The organism is Marinifilum caeruleilacunae (assembly GCF_013141825.1).
Lineage (GTDB): Bacteria > Bacteroidota > Bacteroidia > Bacteroidales > Marinifilaceae > Marinifilum > Marinifilum caeruleilacunae.
Genome location: NZ_RZNH01000002.1, coordinates 21,138 through 34,799, shown reverse-complemented (window position 1 = coordinate 34,799; position 13,662 = coordinate 21,138). Strand labels below are relative to the sequence as shown.

Sequence of the window (13,662 nt, the reverse complement as noted above, 5' to 3'; positions counted from 1 at the left end):
ATTAAAGAGTTAACAAATAGGTAATAGTTAATGGAATCTTAAACTTACTAAAATCTTTTTTATTAATAAGTAGAAATTGAAAAATGTTTAACGATAAGAAGTGAGATGTGAAGTAAAAAGGCAGTACGCAAAGAACCTTCTACATTTAGGTGATGTAAGAGGTTCTGTGTAATACTGCCAAATGATGATTACATATTGCTTACATTATTTCGTGCGTACCAAACGAACTTTGTTATAGATTCTTCTTGCATCGCCTTGTGGACCATGACCCTCAGGATAATCATCAGGATTTCCCATTTTAGGATCACTGCGTTGACAGCCAGCACCATGCACATCCAACCAGCTGCCGTTCATATAACCCATTGCACGCCCGAAACTAATGTAAACCGCAGAACTCCCGGAATTGGAACTTGTTGCCATTGTGGCATGTGTGGTACTGGTCCAGTAGTAGGCAAAATCTGTTTCGCCATTTTCGTTTGCGATTTCGCTACAATTAAAAAGTGCATCTATTGCTGCCGAATTCGTTGTCTCTGGCGATCGTGTGTAGTCAACAATACTTTGAAGCTCCTTGGCATCGGGCAAGCGCCAATCGGTGTAGCCTGCAAAATCTTTGTTTTCAGCATACTCAAGGGCTTCTTTCCAGCTCAATCCTTCATCTCCGTTATCATCCTGCATCCACATTAAACCTGTTGCTTCATCGCTTATGGTTCCATTACCATTGTCTACGAAATTGTTTTCTCCGTAGCTAGTGTTGCCACGAACATAGGCTACATAGTATTCTCTCTCGCTTCCTTGTATGCTAATAGGATAACCTTTGATTCTGCCATCGGCAAAATTGACACCAAAAACAGTTTCATCCCCATGCATTGTATAGTCAATATATTCAGTTGTTGTCAGGTATTGAGCATCAATAATTCTAGAACCATTATCCACATCTCCCCAATTAAAATGGAAATAATCTGTATCGATAAATGCCACTAAGTCGTTGGTTGATGTTCCGGTATAATTGCTTGGGTCTTCACCTTTAAAGAGAATTAAAGAGTAGGCTTCTTTTATGGTGGGTAACCTCCAATCTGTGTATCCTGCTAAAGCGAAACTGCTGGCTCCATTTCTGGCTTCAGCCAATGTCATTCGGTCGTCATTATCAATTCTTCCATCGCCATTTAGGTCGGTTGTTTGCGACCACATTAAACCAGTTACCTGATCAGTAATTGTGCCATCCCCATTGTCGATATAAGATGGCTGCTTACCCGGATAATTTGAATTCTGCCCATAGAAATCTTCTCCTACCGATGGTTTGGAAATTTCAATGTTATTGTTGTACGAAAGTGTCTGCTTGGTTCCAACAATGGGATAACCCGTAATGGAAGGTAAGTTTTCTGTATTTTCACTTGTATTTTCTTCACTTGTTGTTACATCATCTTCTGCGCAAGATGAAAAGCCAATTCCTACCATCAACAGGCTTAGGCTTCCAATAATTAGACTGCTCATTATCCTCATTGCATCAATCTTTTTAGTTTGAATTATTATCGTGTCAACTCTCTTAAAGTCTAATGCTTTGATAACAATTCTATAAAAAGGTTTAATGCTTCGAGCTATTGTAAAGGAATTATGATTCATCCCATCAACCATCTTGAATGTATAATGGTCAGTATTTTTGTTTGTTAGTAAATTCCAAAAAATGAATGATGAGCTTAGGGTGAGAAATGTACAGAAATTCTGTACCTGTAAGATAAATCACCCTTAAAAAAATGAATTATGAAGACCTTTACTTATTTAATACGAACTTATCAATTTTCTTCCGTTTGCGGCTTTACTTGCTGTCCCCAATCCTTTAATTGTTCAATTATCGGTAACAAATTGATTCCATGTTCCGACAGGGAATATTCACTTGAGAGTGGATAAGTATTCGTTTTTTGCTTCAAAACAATATTATCTGCTACCAGTTCATTCAAGGCCTTTGCAATCATTCTTTTCGAGGCATTGGGAATTAATTTCTGTAAACCTGAGAAGCTTTGGTTTCCTTCATCTCTCAATCGGCAAATAATTACCAGTTTCCAACGTCCTTCTATCATGATTAATGCCCTCATAAAAGGACAAGTAACAAGAAGCTCCTTTCGGTTGATATTGTCTGTTGAATTTATTTTCCGACCGCTATTCATAGGTAACAATTTTGTAACTTATTGTATTGTGCATTGATTCAATTTATTTTTGCAAAGTTATGATTTAAAAAATGAATCAAAGATGAACCAGGCATTACTCATATCCTTTTTAAGCTATGCAATTGTTACCACAATTACACCAGGACCAAATAATATTACTGCAACTTCCGCAGGAATGAAATTGAACTATAAAGGATCTGTTCCTTATCTTTTGGGAATCGCATTGGGTTTCTTTATTGTGATGCTGATAGCAGGTTCGTTTACCTCCTATTTTACATCGAAAAACAATCAATTATTCGATATTATAAAATGGTTTGGGGCTGCTTATATTTTATACCTGGCACTGATCCCCTTTTTGCCTGTAAAAAAGAAAAGCCGAAGTTTTAATAACAATTACTCCTTTGTAACAGGTTTGGGCTTGCAAATGATTAATCCTAAAGTAATTCTGTATGGAGTAACAATTTATTCCTCCTTTAATCATCTAATTGGAAGTTCAATGATAAGTGTTGTAATCTCTTCTGTTTTCCTTTCAAGTCTGGCCTTTGTTTGTACCTCTATTTGGGCAATACTGGGTACAACTCTATTCAACTATTTCGAAAACAAAACTTTCTACTATGTTTTTAATTCGATATTGGCTTTGCTATTAGTATATATCGCCATTACAATTTTGCTCTTATAAATAGGCATTTAAATTAATTTTGATAGCTAAAAGCTTGTGCATGATTGACATCGAACTTATCTAATTGGATGTAAATTTTGAGCACAAGCGGTCCATGCAAACCGCTTATGTACATGCGGAACTATTTCTTCTCTTCCCGCAATATTTTCTCCATTTTGCGCCCTTTCGCCAATTCATCAATTAATTTCTCCATTCTTCGACATTTTTTATAGACTTCGAATTCATCCTCTATCTCTTCAATTCGATAACCGCAAACCACACCTTTAATCAGGTGAGCATTAGGGTGCATGTTTGCATGCTGGAAAAAGATTTCAAATGTTACTTTCTCATCAATCAACTCTTGCAGTTTCTCTTCATTAATACCGGTTAACCATTCGATTACCTGGTTGAGTTCTTCCCTGGTTCTGCCATTTTTTTCAATTCTATTCAAATAATGTGGATAAATTTCTCCGAATATCAAATTGGCAACTTGTTCATTTTTTTTGGCTGTAACTTTCATATTTAATTGATTTTAAATGGATCGGTGTTCAGTAATTTATCAAAGTAAACTTTTGCTTTGATAAGGCCTACTGGGCCATGTTTAACTAATTTAATAAGTTTCTTAAACATACTAAAATCTTTGCCATTTGCATGCTTAAGTTGAAAGAGTGTGGAGTTTAACTTAGGATGAGTTTTAAACAAGGCAAATAACTTCATTGCACTTTTCTTTAATGATTTCAAATCCAACTCTTCCATACCCACACTTTATTAAATCGATTACCAGTATCGGTTTGTCGATGCTCAATTGTCGTTTGTCGATATCGCTTGTACAGATCTTTCTATTTAGCGATCATTGAGCTGGCTTAACAATAGCTTAAGATCAATATGCGCTGTGTTGGTGTTGCTCGACAAATTGTTAAGCCAATTTAAGTTTCATTATTTGTTTTATTAAAGCACTACGAAAAAATTCCATCTGTAATTCGTCCTCGGCTGGGATTTTGGACTAGTGCTTTACCTAAATTTTAAAAAGATGCTAAACGGGATTACCAATTATTTTAAAGCGCTTCCACCTGCCGAAACGATAAGAGAAGGAGAGGAGGTTAAGGGTGTTTATACCCGCTTGCGTTGGTCTGTTTTTATTTCGGCAACCATTGGTTACAGCTTGTTCTATGTTTGTCGTTTGAGTTTAAATGTGGTGAAGAAACCATTGGTTGACGCCGGTGTCCTTAACGAATCGGAATTGGGAATGGTTGGTTCGGCCCTTTTTTTTACTTATGCTATTGGTAAACTGGTTAATGGCTTTTTGGCCGACAGAAGCAATATTCGTCGATTTATGGCTGCAGGATTGCTGTTCACGGCCCTTATTAATTTAATATTGGGATTTAAAACTTCCTTTTTTCTGTTCACCCTTTTATGGGGAATGAGTGGTTGGTTTCAAAGTATGGGTGCTGCTCCTAGTGTGGTATCGCTATCGCGCTGGTTCAGCAATCGCGAAAGGGGAACTTACTACGGAATTTGGAGTGCCAGTCACGGATTGGGAAAGGCAATTACTTATATAGGAGTAGCATTTATTGTAAGCTTTTCTGGTTGGCAATGGGGTTTCTGGGGAGCGGGTTTGATTGGCCTGGCAGGAGCAATTATGCTTGCTCTTTTTCTGCACGATTCTCCTGAAAGCAAAGGTTTGCCATCTATTGCCGATTACAAGAACGATCATGCGGCTACTGGAGCAAAAGACAAGTCCGTGGGAAGTCTGCAAAAGGATGTTCTGAAAAATCCTGCCATCTGGATATTGGCTATTTCCAGTGCATTGATGTATGTGAGTCGTTATGGAATCGAAAGCTGGGGTATTTACTATCTCGAAGTACAAAAGGGTTACACAACCTTAAAGGCGAGTTCCATTGTTTCGGTAAGTGCTGTTAGTGGCATTGTGGGTACCATGATTGCCGGCTTTATTTCCGACAAACTTTTTAAAGGGAGCAGGAATATCCCGGTATTGGTAGCAGGAATTTTAAATGTCTGTTCTATTTCGCTCTTCTTGTTTTATCCCGATGGACACCCCTGGATGGATACTTTTAGCATGCTGCTCTTTGGTTTTGCTATTGGGATTCTGATAACATTTATTGGCGGACTGATGGCTGTAGACATTGCCTCGAAAAAAGCCTCGGGTGCAGCTTTGGGACTTGTGGGCATTGCCAGCTATATTGGTGCAGGTATACAGGACATGGCCAGTGGTATCTTAATCGAATCGAGTCATTATACCTCTGCCAGTGGTGTTGAAATTTACGATTTCTCCACCGTTAAGTTCCTGTGGTTAGGAGCCGCATTGTTATCCATGCTATTGGTTCTCCTGGTTTGGAATGCTAAGGTGCAGGAATAATACTGTCTATTTTTTTCATTTTTATAAATAGTCTGGATGTTTGCAAGAAGATCCGGACGTCTTTCGCCAAAGGTCCTTATGTTTTTTATGAAACTAAGGACCTTTTTTCATGAAAGCAGGTTTGCGATTGCTTTAATTTAAAATTATTTTTTCCTGCCGAAGTGTTCGGAAAGTGCTCCACAAGTAGCGCCCACAGCCATACCGATTCCTATTCCGGCAGCTATATTGTCCATGGCTACACCAATGGCTACACCGAAAATCATTCCTATGGAAACGCCAGTGGCCAAACGTCTGTTAGGAATGCCTGTTTTCACATTCTTCTCTTCTGTATTACTTGTTTTTGGGTTCATATTGGCTTGATTTAAGAATTGTTTTATCCTAAGATGATTTCTTTAATGGTTCTCCTTATTCTTGTAAATGTTGTATTTCCTTTTCTGCCTGGGCTTTAGCTCGTTGATCGCCATATTTGATTACTTTTTTATAGTAGGAAATGGCCTCTTTGCTTTTCCCACTTTCCTTATAAGCATAGGCAATGTTATTAAGTACGATAAAATCTGTCGGATTAATTTGTTCAGCCTTTAAAAGAGGTACCAAAGCTTTGTCATACTTTTTAGAAACCAGGTAGGCAATTGATAAATTGGATAAGCTTTCGATATGATTCGGATAATGAACCAAAACAGCCTGTGATATTTCTTGCATATTCACCAATAGTTTATCATTCATTGTGTTGTACAGTTGACCCTGGTAATCCTGTAAAGAGCCTAAGAACATTTCTTTTCCACCTTCCTGTTTTTCGTTATAGGTCCAGGTCCAGTTGTTTTTGTTTATTGCCGAATGGTTTATGGCTTTAATGATTTCATCGGTGAAACTTCGCCAATCTTTAATTTGTCCTAAGGCAAATATTTTTCCGAATCTCATGTCTAGTCTGTTCGGATAAAGTTGAATTCCTTTATCGATACTTTCAAATGCCTTTTTCAAATTGGATTTGTCGTAATTGATCTGGCTTCCAATAAAACCGGCAATCTGATCAGTACTGTCTGTAAGCACCAAAACCTTTTGATCTTTTGGTGGATTACCACTATTTAGGGTTATGATTTCATTCCTGCTTTTGTTAAAATAGTAATTGAAATAGGCAGTTTGAAGTTCAGCATTCCTGGGTTCTTCTTTCGACCAGGTTTCCAGGTGTTCCTTTTGTTTAAGGGTATCTCCTTCTTGTATGTATTTTGAAAAGATGCTAAGCTTGTCTTGAGCATGAAGAGATAAAGCGAAAATGCTTACAATGATTACTGAAATAGATTTTTTCATAGGGTGAGGTGTTTTAGTATCTAATGGCATTAAATTATCCTTACAGAAAACCGAATTTGTGTTTTCATGTTGTTCGGATAAACACAAATCAATTCTGTGTCAACCAAATCTACCAAAAGCTCAACACAATACCATTGCTATAACAATAAAAATGATTAATGTAAAATGATTCTTTCTAGTGGGTAAATGAAATCATCATGAAGAATAATTGTACCACGCGAAAGGATTCGCGCGGTAAGAGATTGGGAAAGGAGTGTATGACTAATTTTTTAAATCTGTTTCTTTCACCAATTCCAATTGTTTTTTATAAACTACCATTCTGGCATGTGCATTACTGTCTATTATTAAAATGACAGACATCATGGCAAGGGTGGTAATGCATATGGCTCGCCAGTTGGCCTTGTCGATAAATAGAATGAGCAAGGCTGCCAGGATAATAATGATTGGTATGATTTTGAATACGACAGTTTGATATTCTGATATGGTTTTTTCGGCACGTTCGAATTCTTCTTGTACAAAAGCTGCTGCATCTTGATGATATGCATTCGTAAATTGCTTTATTCTGGATTTGTTGGTATAAACCAATCCTAAGCCTATGATTAGAAGTAATATTCCTGCCACGAGGCTCGGGAATATAAAGGCCCTGGCCATTTCACTTTTCCCCAATTGCCAGAAGCCTATGGTGGCCAGCACAAATAATATCCCGAAAAGGATAAAAAAAGTGGATGAAAAAATTTCATCTTTTGCCCAAATATTGGCTGTTTTTAAGATATCCATTGATTAATCGTTTAACGAGTTGAATTACCCGGTAAATGCAGCTAATTATTCAAGCTGCCAGGACTATACCCAAAGGCTTTTTTAAAGGCAAAAGTAAAGTGAGAAAGATTCTCAAAACCTACCGAAAGGTATACCTCGGTGGGTTTTTGTTTTTCAGTCTCTAATTTATGGTGTGCCAGCTTCAGCCTTTTCTCGGTAAGCCATCTTCCGGGTGTTTTCTTAAATATTTTTTTAAAATCAGATTTGAATGTAGTCAGACTTCTACCGGTTAGGAAAGCAAACTTCTCCAGGGGAAGTTTATACATATAATGCTCTTCCATGTATTTTTCAAGATCAATTTTGCCAATATCGCCAAATGTTCCCAAAATTGCACTCGCTCTTTTATCTACAGTATCAATAATGGTTAGGATTTCCTCACTCTTTACATTTACCAGTTCTTCCGGTAGTTCATCTTGCATCTCAAAATAGGGAAGCAATGATCCGAAAAAACTTTCCAACAAAGGATGTGCTTTAATGGGTCTTTGTTTGGTGATATTCTCAGACCAACTTTCAAGTACAGGGCGATTCAGGTAGAATCTGCGCAATTGTTCTTCCGTCAGAAGCACGGAAACGCATTGAAAAGGCTGTCCATCAACAGGGATTTTAATGCTTCTCGATAATTGATTTTTATGCACTAAAATACTGTCTCCAGCTCTGAAAGTAAGTGTTTTATTGCCATAGGTCAAGATCAGTTCACCCGAGTATATATAGCTAACAATGTGTTGGGGCGATATATTTTCCCAGGTGTGTACTTTGTTGATTGTGCAGGTCATAAAAACCTGACCCTTTTCACTTGTATTTGGAAGTTTCATCTAACTAAGATATGAATATTTGTTAGGCATTGCTTTAGCCTGAATTCCTTTTCCAATATAGAATGTCTGCTTCAATTTAATCAATTAAGATTGCACTTTCGATCCTAATTTTAATGCAATTTTGGCAGGACCTTCGGGAAACCATGTGTTTACCAGAAATTTAGGTGCAGAACCAGGCGAAATAAAATCGGCAGTGATGCGAATTTTTGTTGTTCCATTAGGCATGTTTTCGAATTCATATTTGAATTGGTAGCTTGTCAATCGTTCAACATCACTTTGCTTGTAATCATTTTTTATGGCACTGGCAGTAAATACAAGTTGATTCTCTTGCTTCGCGCGATTAATTTTTACAACAACATCGCTATCGGGCATTGGCCAGGGAGCATCAAAATAGTAATAGTTAATCCATTCCTGATCCGAGAGTTTTTGAACTTCCTCGCTTTGAGGAGTGTTTTCCAAAAAGTATTTATGATTGGCCGGGTTCAAAAAATAATTATCTAATTCTTCCAAACTAACATTCATGCTGCGTTCTACCACATAATAAATATGGGTTCCACCATCTACTTTTTTAACTTCATACTTCACTATACTTTCCCCGTCTTTGCTGGTTTTCGTTTTCAGATTTCGGCTTTGCGCGAAGCTATTGAAGGCAATCAATAGTAATAAGATTGTGCTTGCGATCTTCATTCCAGTCATTTTTAATGTTTTCATTTTTTCAATCATGGCATTCATTTTACTCTACAATTCAAATTTTAAACCTGTTTCGTTCTCCGAAACTGCCCATAATCTTGTAGCAACTTCTCTGTCCAAAACAAAAGGTTCCAGCACACATTCGCCTACCGGACCAACCCATTCCCATTTTCCTGTAGGGCCATAGTAAGCCAGCTGCTTAAGTTGATTTTCTGTGGCACACATTACTTCCGGATATGAACCTTTCTCTGCCGATTGAACCATTGGCGATATGGCCATTAATGAAAATAGAATTCTCGACATTCTACTGGCATTTTTATTAATAAGTGATGTTTTGGATGCTCCCGGGTGGCAAACAAAAACTTCTACTTTCCTGTTTGCTTCGATAATTCGATTTTGCAGTTCATAGCCAAACATCATTTGTGCCAGTTTGCTATGACAGTATGTGGTATTGGGATGATAATTTTTGTCAAAGTTCATGTCATCAAACTGAATGGTTTTCAGGCCCATTTTATAGCCATTGCTCGAAACAATCACAATTCTTTTTCCGCCTTGTTCCACTTTGTCAAATAGTAGGTTCACCAATAAAAAGTGCCCATAATGATTGGTTACCAAATGACTCTCATAACCGTCTGGTGTAACCTGTTGCCTGGCGATTTGCGCAACCGCGGCATTACAAATCAATGCTTCAATTTTGCTCACACTCTTTAGAACCTCATTGGCTGCATTACGAACCGAAGTAAGGTCGGATAAATCCATTTTTATAAAAGACACTTTTGCATCGGCACCAAACTGTTCCTTAAGCATGTCAATTACTTGATTCGATTTTTCTTCATTCCTGTTCAGCATTACCACCTCTGCACCTTTGTCCAATAAAATTCTGCATGCTTCCAATCCTGTTCCTGCACTTGCTCCCGTTATGAGGTAGGTTTTAGCTTGTAGGTTTCCTAATCTTTCAGGAGTCCATCCTTGTTCACCAAATTTGTTTGTATTCATTTCTGTAGAATTTATATCTCGTCTCTAGATTGGTTTTCCTGATATTAATTTGATGTATCAGAAAGTTTAAAACAGACGAACTTGTTTAATTTGATGTAAAGGTCTGTAGAAATGAAAAGGACGACTTTGTTTTAAAGTCTAATTTGATTTGTTTAAAAGTTGGGTCGATGTCTGTTACGAGAAAGATTTCATGCACAGGCAGTTCAGTTATTAGATTTTGGTTTGAAACCAGGTGCCCTGTATTTGTTCTTCCCTATGGTATCTCCACCATGCGATTGATAAATCGCCTCTTTCGGACAAAAATTTACACACCTCATGCACTGTTCGCAAGTTTTAGTCCATTCAGGTTTTTTATGAAGCATTTTTATACTCTTTGTCGGACAAATATTGGCACAGAGTCCACAACCATCACAAGTATTATAAATGGCAAAAGATCTCCACATGTTTTGGATCCCCAAATATTTGAATAGTAAATAATCGGAATAGAATTTTAGTTTTGAATATCTTTTAGGATAGTTAAACTTGTGATGATGCTTAACACCATTAATTATGTCATTGGCAATTTTATGACTGATGGCTTCAGCCTGACTGATTATTTTTTCAGCTTCTTCATCTGAAGGTGGGAAAGGAGGTTTTGGAGAGGTGGTCCAATTGATAGGCATTTGGATTACCTCAGAATAGATGATTTTATAATTTCTTTTCTTCAGGATTTTAGTACACTGTTTAATGGCAAATCCAGCTTCATTTTTATCGCCTGCTGTTAGAAGAATAAATACTTCTTGTTGCTTACTGCATTTTCGAAGACTTTTGAGGTAGTTCCTACAGATTCGGGGAATGTCGAAAGCATAAACAGGAAAACAAAAACCGATCAAATCTGATTGATGCAAATTAGTTTCTGGAACTGATATTCTAGACAAATTACAAGCATGGCCTAAGTCAGAAAAAATAGTCTCACAGCTTCGCAAAACCTTTAATGAATTACCTGTTCCTGTAAAATATCTTAATTCAATTTTCATGTTTTCATGGGAATGAAGAAACAATAGAATACAATTTCAATAAATATAATTATTAAATACCAACAAATGGAGCTTGATATTAATAGAGAATACAATATTTGTCTATTCCCAAAAAATCCATCAATTCATTACTCAGAATTATCAATCCATAACCAGAAACTATTATTTTTGCAGCTCGAACAACCAAACACAAGAGATATAAATCCATTATCTAATTAGAAAGACATTTTATGCTTAAAAAGATTTTATTACTAGGCTCGGGAGAACTGGGAAAAGAGTTTGTGATAGCTGCTCAACGATTGGGACAAAATGTAATTGCTGTGGATAGCTACGAAAATGCACCAGCAATGCAAGTGGCCGACGACTTTGAGGTGATCAACATGCTCGACGGAGAAGCACTTGATGCAGTGGTAGCCAAACACCAACCAGACCTGATTGTACCGGAAATTGAAGCCATTCGTACCGAACGATTTTACGATTACGAAAAGCAGGGAATCCAGGTAGTGCCGAGTGCTAAAGCAGCTAATTTTACCATGGATCGCAGGGCCATTCGCGATTTGGCTGCCAAAGATCTTGGCCTGAGAACAGCAAAATACCTGTATGCAACTTCATTGGAAGAGATGTATACTGCAGTTGAAGAAGTAGGCATGCCATGCGTTGTAAAACCTCTGATGTCCTCTTCAGGAAAAGGACAATCGGTAGTTAAATGTAAGGATGATATCCAGAAAGCCTGGGAAATTGCTGGGGCAAAGGGTAGAGGCGATTCGGGAGAGGTAATTGTGGAAGCCTTCGTAAAATTTACCTCCGAAATTACTTTGCTTACCGTTACACAGCAGCATGGTCCAACTTTATTCTGCCCGCCAATTGGTCATGTGCAGGAGAGAGGTGATTATCAGCAAAGCTGGCAACCAGCCATTATATCCGATGCCGATGTGAAAGCAGCGCAGGAAATGGCCGATAAGGTTACGGCAGCACTGGGTGGTGCAGGAATCTGGGGCGTAGAATTCTTCATTTGTGAAGATGGTGTGGTATTTTCAGAACTGTCTCCTCGTCCGCACGATACCGGAATGGTGACTCTTGCCGGGACCCAGAATTTCTCAGAATTCGAATTGCACTGTCGTTCTGTTTTAGGATTGCCAATTTCTGAAATTACACTGGAAAGAGTAGGAGCAAGTTCAGTAATCCTTGCCAAAGAGGAAGGTGAAAATCCATTTTTCGAAGGTTTGGATCAAATTGCGGTTTATCCAAAATCAGATTTCAGATTGTTCGGTAAACCAACAACACGCGAATATCGCCGAATGGGCGTGACCCTGGCTTACGATTCTATCGACAGCGATGTGATGTCTACAGTAGAAAAAGCCAAAGAAATGGCCGCGAAGGTATCCGTAAGAAACAAATAGTATTTTTTGAAATAGATAAGGGAAGGCGCTGATTAGCGCCTTTTTTTATTGGAAAATTAGCCAAACCTATTTTTGTAATTAATAATTGAGATGAAATAAAACTTAAATCGATAAATATGTAGCGAATGTCGATGCTGAAATACTGTATATCGATAATGCTTGTTTAGAATGATGAAATACATAAACTTATACTCCTGAAAATTAAATGCGTCAAAACAGTGTATGGCTTGGCAGGTTTTATTCCAAAAATAGAATGTATTGCTAAGTATTATTTGGGGTAGAAGATTGGTTTATTGTGTATTATGATAGCTCCTGTCTGCCTTTGTTTGCTAATCTTATAAAAAATTTGAAAGCATGAGTGTGGAGAAAATTAAAATTGTATTAAAAGTTTGGATCGGATTTTCAATATTGGCATTGGCCTATTCCATTTTCCATTTCTCAAGCACATTATTGAAGGTAAATGGAAATATTCCTGCTATTATAACTGAAACTTCTCTAATTAATGAACAAATAGACAGTATTACCAATAAAAGAATTCCGCAAATATTAGAAGTCATTCCCGAAGTTACGATTCAAGTTGATAACATACAATCTAAAATTCCCATGCTCATAAGTGAAACGGAAAAACTACAAAACAGCACTATCCCTAAAATTATTGCAGAAACACATTTTATTGGTAATATGATTCCATCTGTATTAGAGCGTATTGATTCCGTTCACAAACAACTTCCAAAAATCTTGGAAACCATCAATAGCACCAATATCACGATGAGCCAAACTCTGCTTCGAGTGGATTCAATTAGGCAAATCATTCCAGAAGTGATTAGTACTGTAAATACAACCAACGATTCTGTTTCAAGTTACATGAAACAAGCCGAAATTTTAGTGGCAAATGCCGATAAAACTGCAAACAATATCGGTAAAAATGCTTCAAAAGGATTTGTGGGAGGCATTGTATCTTCACCTTTATATGCAGTACAAGGACTAGGAAATTTTGTATTTGGCAAAAAAAGCAAATTAAGCCATACTGATGCAATAGTTGCTGAAGAACAAGTCGTACATTTTCTAAGCAGAAACTCGGCAGATACTGTTTACAAATGGAGCAGTGGGAAAATTAGCAAATCTGGTACGATTAATATTATAAAAGCTTATCGGAAAAAGGGAAAGTTTAGAAAGAAAGTGAAAGTGACATTCGATCATTACGAAGAAACAATTATTTCTCACTTTGAACAAGGAGAGAATGGCCAGTGGTTCTTTTTAAAATAGAAAGGAATTATGCGCATTAATCAATTACTTATTATACTAGCTTGATATCATCACAATCTAATTTCTGGATCGGAAAGGGAGCAGTTGCGAAGATTAAAGACTCGGATTATTATCAGTGCGACGTCGTTCCATCTCCTTGCAAGGGCTAATTTAATTCAAGCCTT

15 protein-coding genes are annotated in these 13,662 nt (G+C 37.3%); 4 read left to right on the top strand and 11 right to left on the bottom strand.

Annotated features, from left to right (window positions below):
• Positions 1 to 204: 204 nt before the first annotated feature.
• Together ELS83_RS01590 and ELS83_RS01585 are read right to left on the bottom strand one after the other, a co-directional pair.
• Positions 205 to 1,500: an Lcl C-terminal domain-containing protein gene (locus ELS83_RS01590; protein WP_216616313.1), complete on the bottom strand. Its 1,296-nt coding sequence runs from the start codon at positions 1,498 to 1,500 to the stop codon at positions 205 to 207.
• Between the two features lie 290 nt (positions 1,501 to 1,790).
• The gene (locus tag ELS83_RS01585) at positions 1,791 to 2,162 is read right to left on the bottom strand and encodes a winged helix-turn-helix transcriptional regulator (protein ID WP_171593759.1); all 372 of its coding nucleotides are present in this window, start codon (positions 2,160 to 2,162) and stop codon (positions 1,791 to 1,793) included.
• Between the two features lie 82 nt (positions 2,163 to 2,244).
• Between ELS83_RS01585 and ELS83_RS01580 the strand changes: the two genes are divergently transcribed.
• Positions 2,245 to 2,841 carry a LysE family translocator gene (locus tag ELS83_RS01580; RefSeq protein ID WP_171593758.1) on the top strand — a complete coding sequence of 199 codons (597 nt, stop codon included), beginning with the start codon at positions 2,245 to 2,247 and terminating at the stop codon, positions 2,839 to 2,841.
• Between the two features lie 121 nt (positions 2,842 to 2,962).
• On the opposite strand, the gene ELS83_RS01575 is transcribed toward ELS83_RS01580, so the two are convergent.
• Together ELS83_RS01575 and ELS83_RS01570 are read right to left on the bottom strand one after the other, a co-directional pair.
• Positions 2,963 to 3,340 carry a DUF2200 domain-containing protein gene (locus ELS83_RS01575; RefSeq protein WP_171593757.1) on the bottom strand — a complete coding sequence of 126 codons (378 nt, stop codon included), beginning with the start codon at positions 3,338 to 3,340 and terminating at the stop codon, positions 2,963 to 2,965.
• Positions 3,341 to 3,342: 2 nt separating this feature from the next.
• On the bottom strand, positions 3,343 to 3,576 hold the full coding sequence (locus ELS83_RS01570) for a hypothetical protein (RefSeq protein ID WP_171593756.1): 234 nt from the start codon (positions 3,574 to 3,576) through the stop codon (positions 3,343 to 3,345).
• A gap of 274 nt (positions 3,577 to 3,850) precedes the next feature.
• Between ELS83_RS01570 and ELS83_RS01565 the strand changes: the two genes are divergently transcribed.
• Complete coding sequence (locus ELS83_RS01565) at positions 3,851 to 5,197, top strand: MFS transporter (RefSeq protein ID WP_171593755.1); 1,347 nt, start codon at positions 3,851 to 3,853, stop codon at positions 5,195 to 5,197.
• A 143-nt stretch (positions 5,198 to 5,340) separates the two neighbouring features.
• On the opposite strand, the gene ELS83_RS01560 is transcribed toward ELS83_RS01565, so the two are convergent.
• The 7 genes from ELS83_RS01560 to ELS83_RS01530 form a co-directional block, all read right to left on the bottom strand.
• On the bottom strand, positions 5,341 to 5,547 hold the full coding sequence (locus ELS83_RS01560; RefSeq protein WP_171593725.1) for a glycine zipper domain-containing protein: 207 nt from the start codon (positions 5,545 to 5,547) through the stop codon (positions 5,341 to 5,343).
• A gap of 55 nt (positions 5,548 to 5,602) precedes the next feature.
• Positions 5,603 to 6,502 carry a tetratricopeptide repeat protein gene (locus ELS83_RS01555; protein ID WP_171593754.1) on the bottom strand — a complete coding sequence of 300 codons (900 nt, stop codon included), beginning with the start codon at positions 6,500 to 6,502 and terminating at the stop codon, positions 5,603 to 5,605.
• A gap of 261 nt (positions 6,503 to 6,763) precedes the next feature.
• Positions 6,764 to 7,279, bottom strand: a complete 516-nt coding sequence (locus ELS83_RS01550) for a hypothetical protein (RefSeq protein WP_171593753.1) — start codon at positions 7,277 to 7,279, stop codon at positions 6,764 to 6,766.
• Between the two features lie 41 nt (positions 7,280 to 7,320).
• Positions 7,321 to 8,130: a helix-turn-helix domain-containing protein gene (locus ELS83_RS01545; protein WP_171593751.1), complete on the bottom strand. Its 810-nt coding sequence runs from the start codon at positions 8,128 to 8,130 to the stop codon at positions 7,321 to 7,323.
• 84 nt (positions 8,131 to 8,214) lie between these two features.
• Positions 8,215 to 8,841, bottom strand: a complete 627-nt coding sequence (locus tag ELS83_RS01540) for an SRPBCC family protein (protein ID WP_216616311.1) — start codon at positions 8,839 to 8,841, stop codon at positions 8,215 to 8,217.
• 27 nt (positions 8,842 to 8,868) lie between these two features.
• Positions 8,869 to 9,816 (bottom strand): SDR family oxidoreductase, encoded by a 948-nt coding sequence (locus ELS83_RS01535; protein WP_171593750.1) that lies wholly within the window; start codon positions 9,814 to 9,816, stop codon positions 8,869 to 8,871.
• Positions 9,817 to 10,019: 203 nt separating this feature from the next.
• On the bottom strand, positions 10,020 to 10,832 hold the full coding sequence (locus ELS83_RS01530; protein WP_171593748.1) for an EFR1 family ferrodoxin: 813 nt from the start codon (positions 10,830 to 10,832) through the stop codon (positions 10,020 to 10,022).
• Between the two features lie 230 nt (positions 10,833 to 11,062).
• Here ELS83_RS01530 and purT point away from each other — a divergent pair, with 230 nt between their 5' ends.
• Complete coding sequence (gene purT / locus ELS83_RS01525; protein WP_171593746.1) at positions 11,063 to 12,232, top strand: formate-dependent phosphoribosylglycinamide formyltransferase; 1,170 nt, start codon at positions 11,063 to 11,065, stop codon at positions 12,230 to 12,232.
• Between the two features lie 354 nt (positions 12,233 to 12,586).
• Positions 12,587 to 13,498: a hypothetical protein gene (locus ELS83_RS01520; RefSeq protein ID WP_171593745.1), complete on the top strand. Its 912-nt coding sequence runs from the start codon at positions 12,587 to 12,589 to the stop codon at positions 13,496 to 13,498.
• The last annotated feature ends 164 nt before the right edge of the window (positions 13,499 to 13,662 follow it).

Bases quoted from the DNA above. Each gene is read 5' to 3' on its own strand.
- ELS83_RS01590 (WP_216616313.1), bottom strand. From the start codon at position 1,500: ATGAGGATAATGAGCAGTCTAATTATTGGAAGCCTAAGCCTGTTGATG.
- ELS83_RS01585 (WP_171593759.1), bottom strand. From the start codon at position 2,162: ATGAATAGCGGTCGGAAAATAAATTCAACAGACAATATCAACCGAAAG.
- ELS83_RS01580 (WP_171593758.1), top strand. From the start codon at position 2,245: ATGAACCAGGCATTACTCATATCCTTTTTAAGCTATGCAATTGTTACC.
- ELS83_RS01575 (WP_171593757.1), bottom strand. From the start codon at position 3,340: ATGAAAGTTACAGCCAAAAAAAATGAACAAGTTGCCAATTTGATATTC.
- ELS83_RS01570 (WP_171593756.1), bottom strand. From the start codon at position 3,576: ATGGAAGAGTTGGATTTGAAATCATTAAAGAAAAGTGCAATGAAGTTA.
- ELS83_RS01565 (WP_171593755.1), top strand. From the start codon at position 3,851: ATGCTAAACGGGATTACCAATTATTTTAAAGCGCTTCCACCTGCCGAA.
- ELS83_RS01560 (WP_171593725.1), bottom strand. From the start codon at position 5,547: ATGAACCCAAAAACAAGTAATACAGAAGAGAAGAATGTGAAAACAGGC.
- ELS83_RS01555 (WP_171593754.1), bottom strand. From the start codon at position 6,502: ATGAAAAAATCTATTTCAGTAATCATTGTAAGCATTTTCGCTTTATCT.
- ELS83_RS01550 (WP_171593753.1), bottom strand. From the start codon at position 7,279: ATGGATATCTTAAAAACAGCCAATATTTGGGCAAAAGATGAAATTTTT.
- ELS83_RS01545 (WP_171593751.1), bottom strand. From the start codon at position 8,130: ATGAAACTTCCAAATACAAGTGAAAAGGGTCAGGTTTTTATGACCTGC.
- ELS83_RS01540 (WP_216616311.1), bottom strand. From the start codon at position 8,841: ATGAAAACATTAAAAATGACTGGAATGAAGATCGCAAGCACAATCTTA.
- ELS83_RS01535 (WP_171593750.1), bottom strand. From the start codon at position 9,816: ATGAATACAAACAAATTTGGTGAACAAGGATGGACTCCTGAAAGATTA.
- ELS83_RS01530 (WP_171593748.1), bottom strand. From the start codon at position 10,832: ATGAAAATTGAATTAAGATATTTTACAGGAACAGGTAATTCATTAAAG.
- purT (WP_171593746.1), top strand. From the start codon at position 11,063: ATGCTTAAAAAGATTTTATTACTAGGCTCGGGAGAACTGGGAAAAGAG.
- ELS83_RS01520 (WP_171593745.1), top strand. From the start codon at position 12,587: ATGAGTGTGGAGAAAATTAAAATTGTATTAAAAGTTTGGATCGGATTT.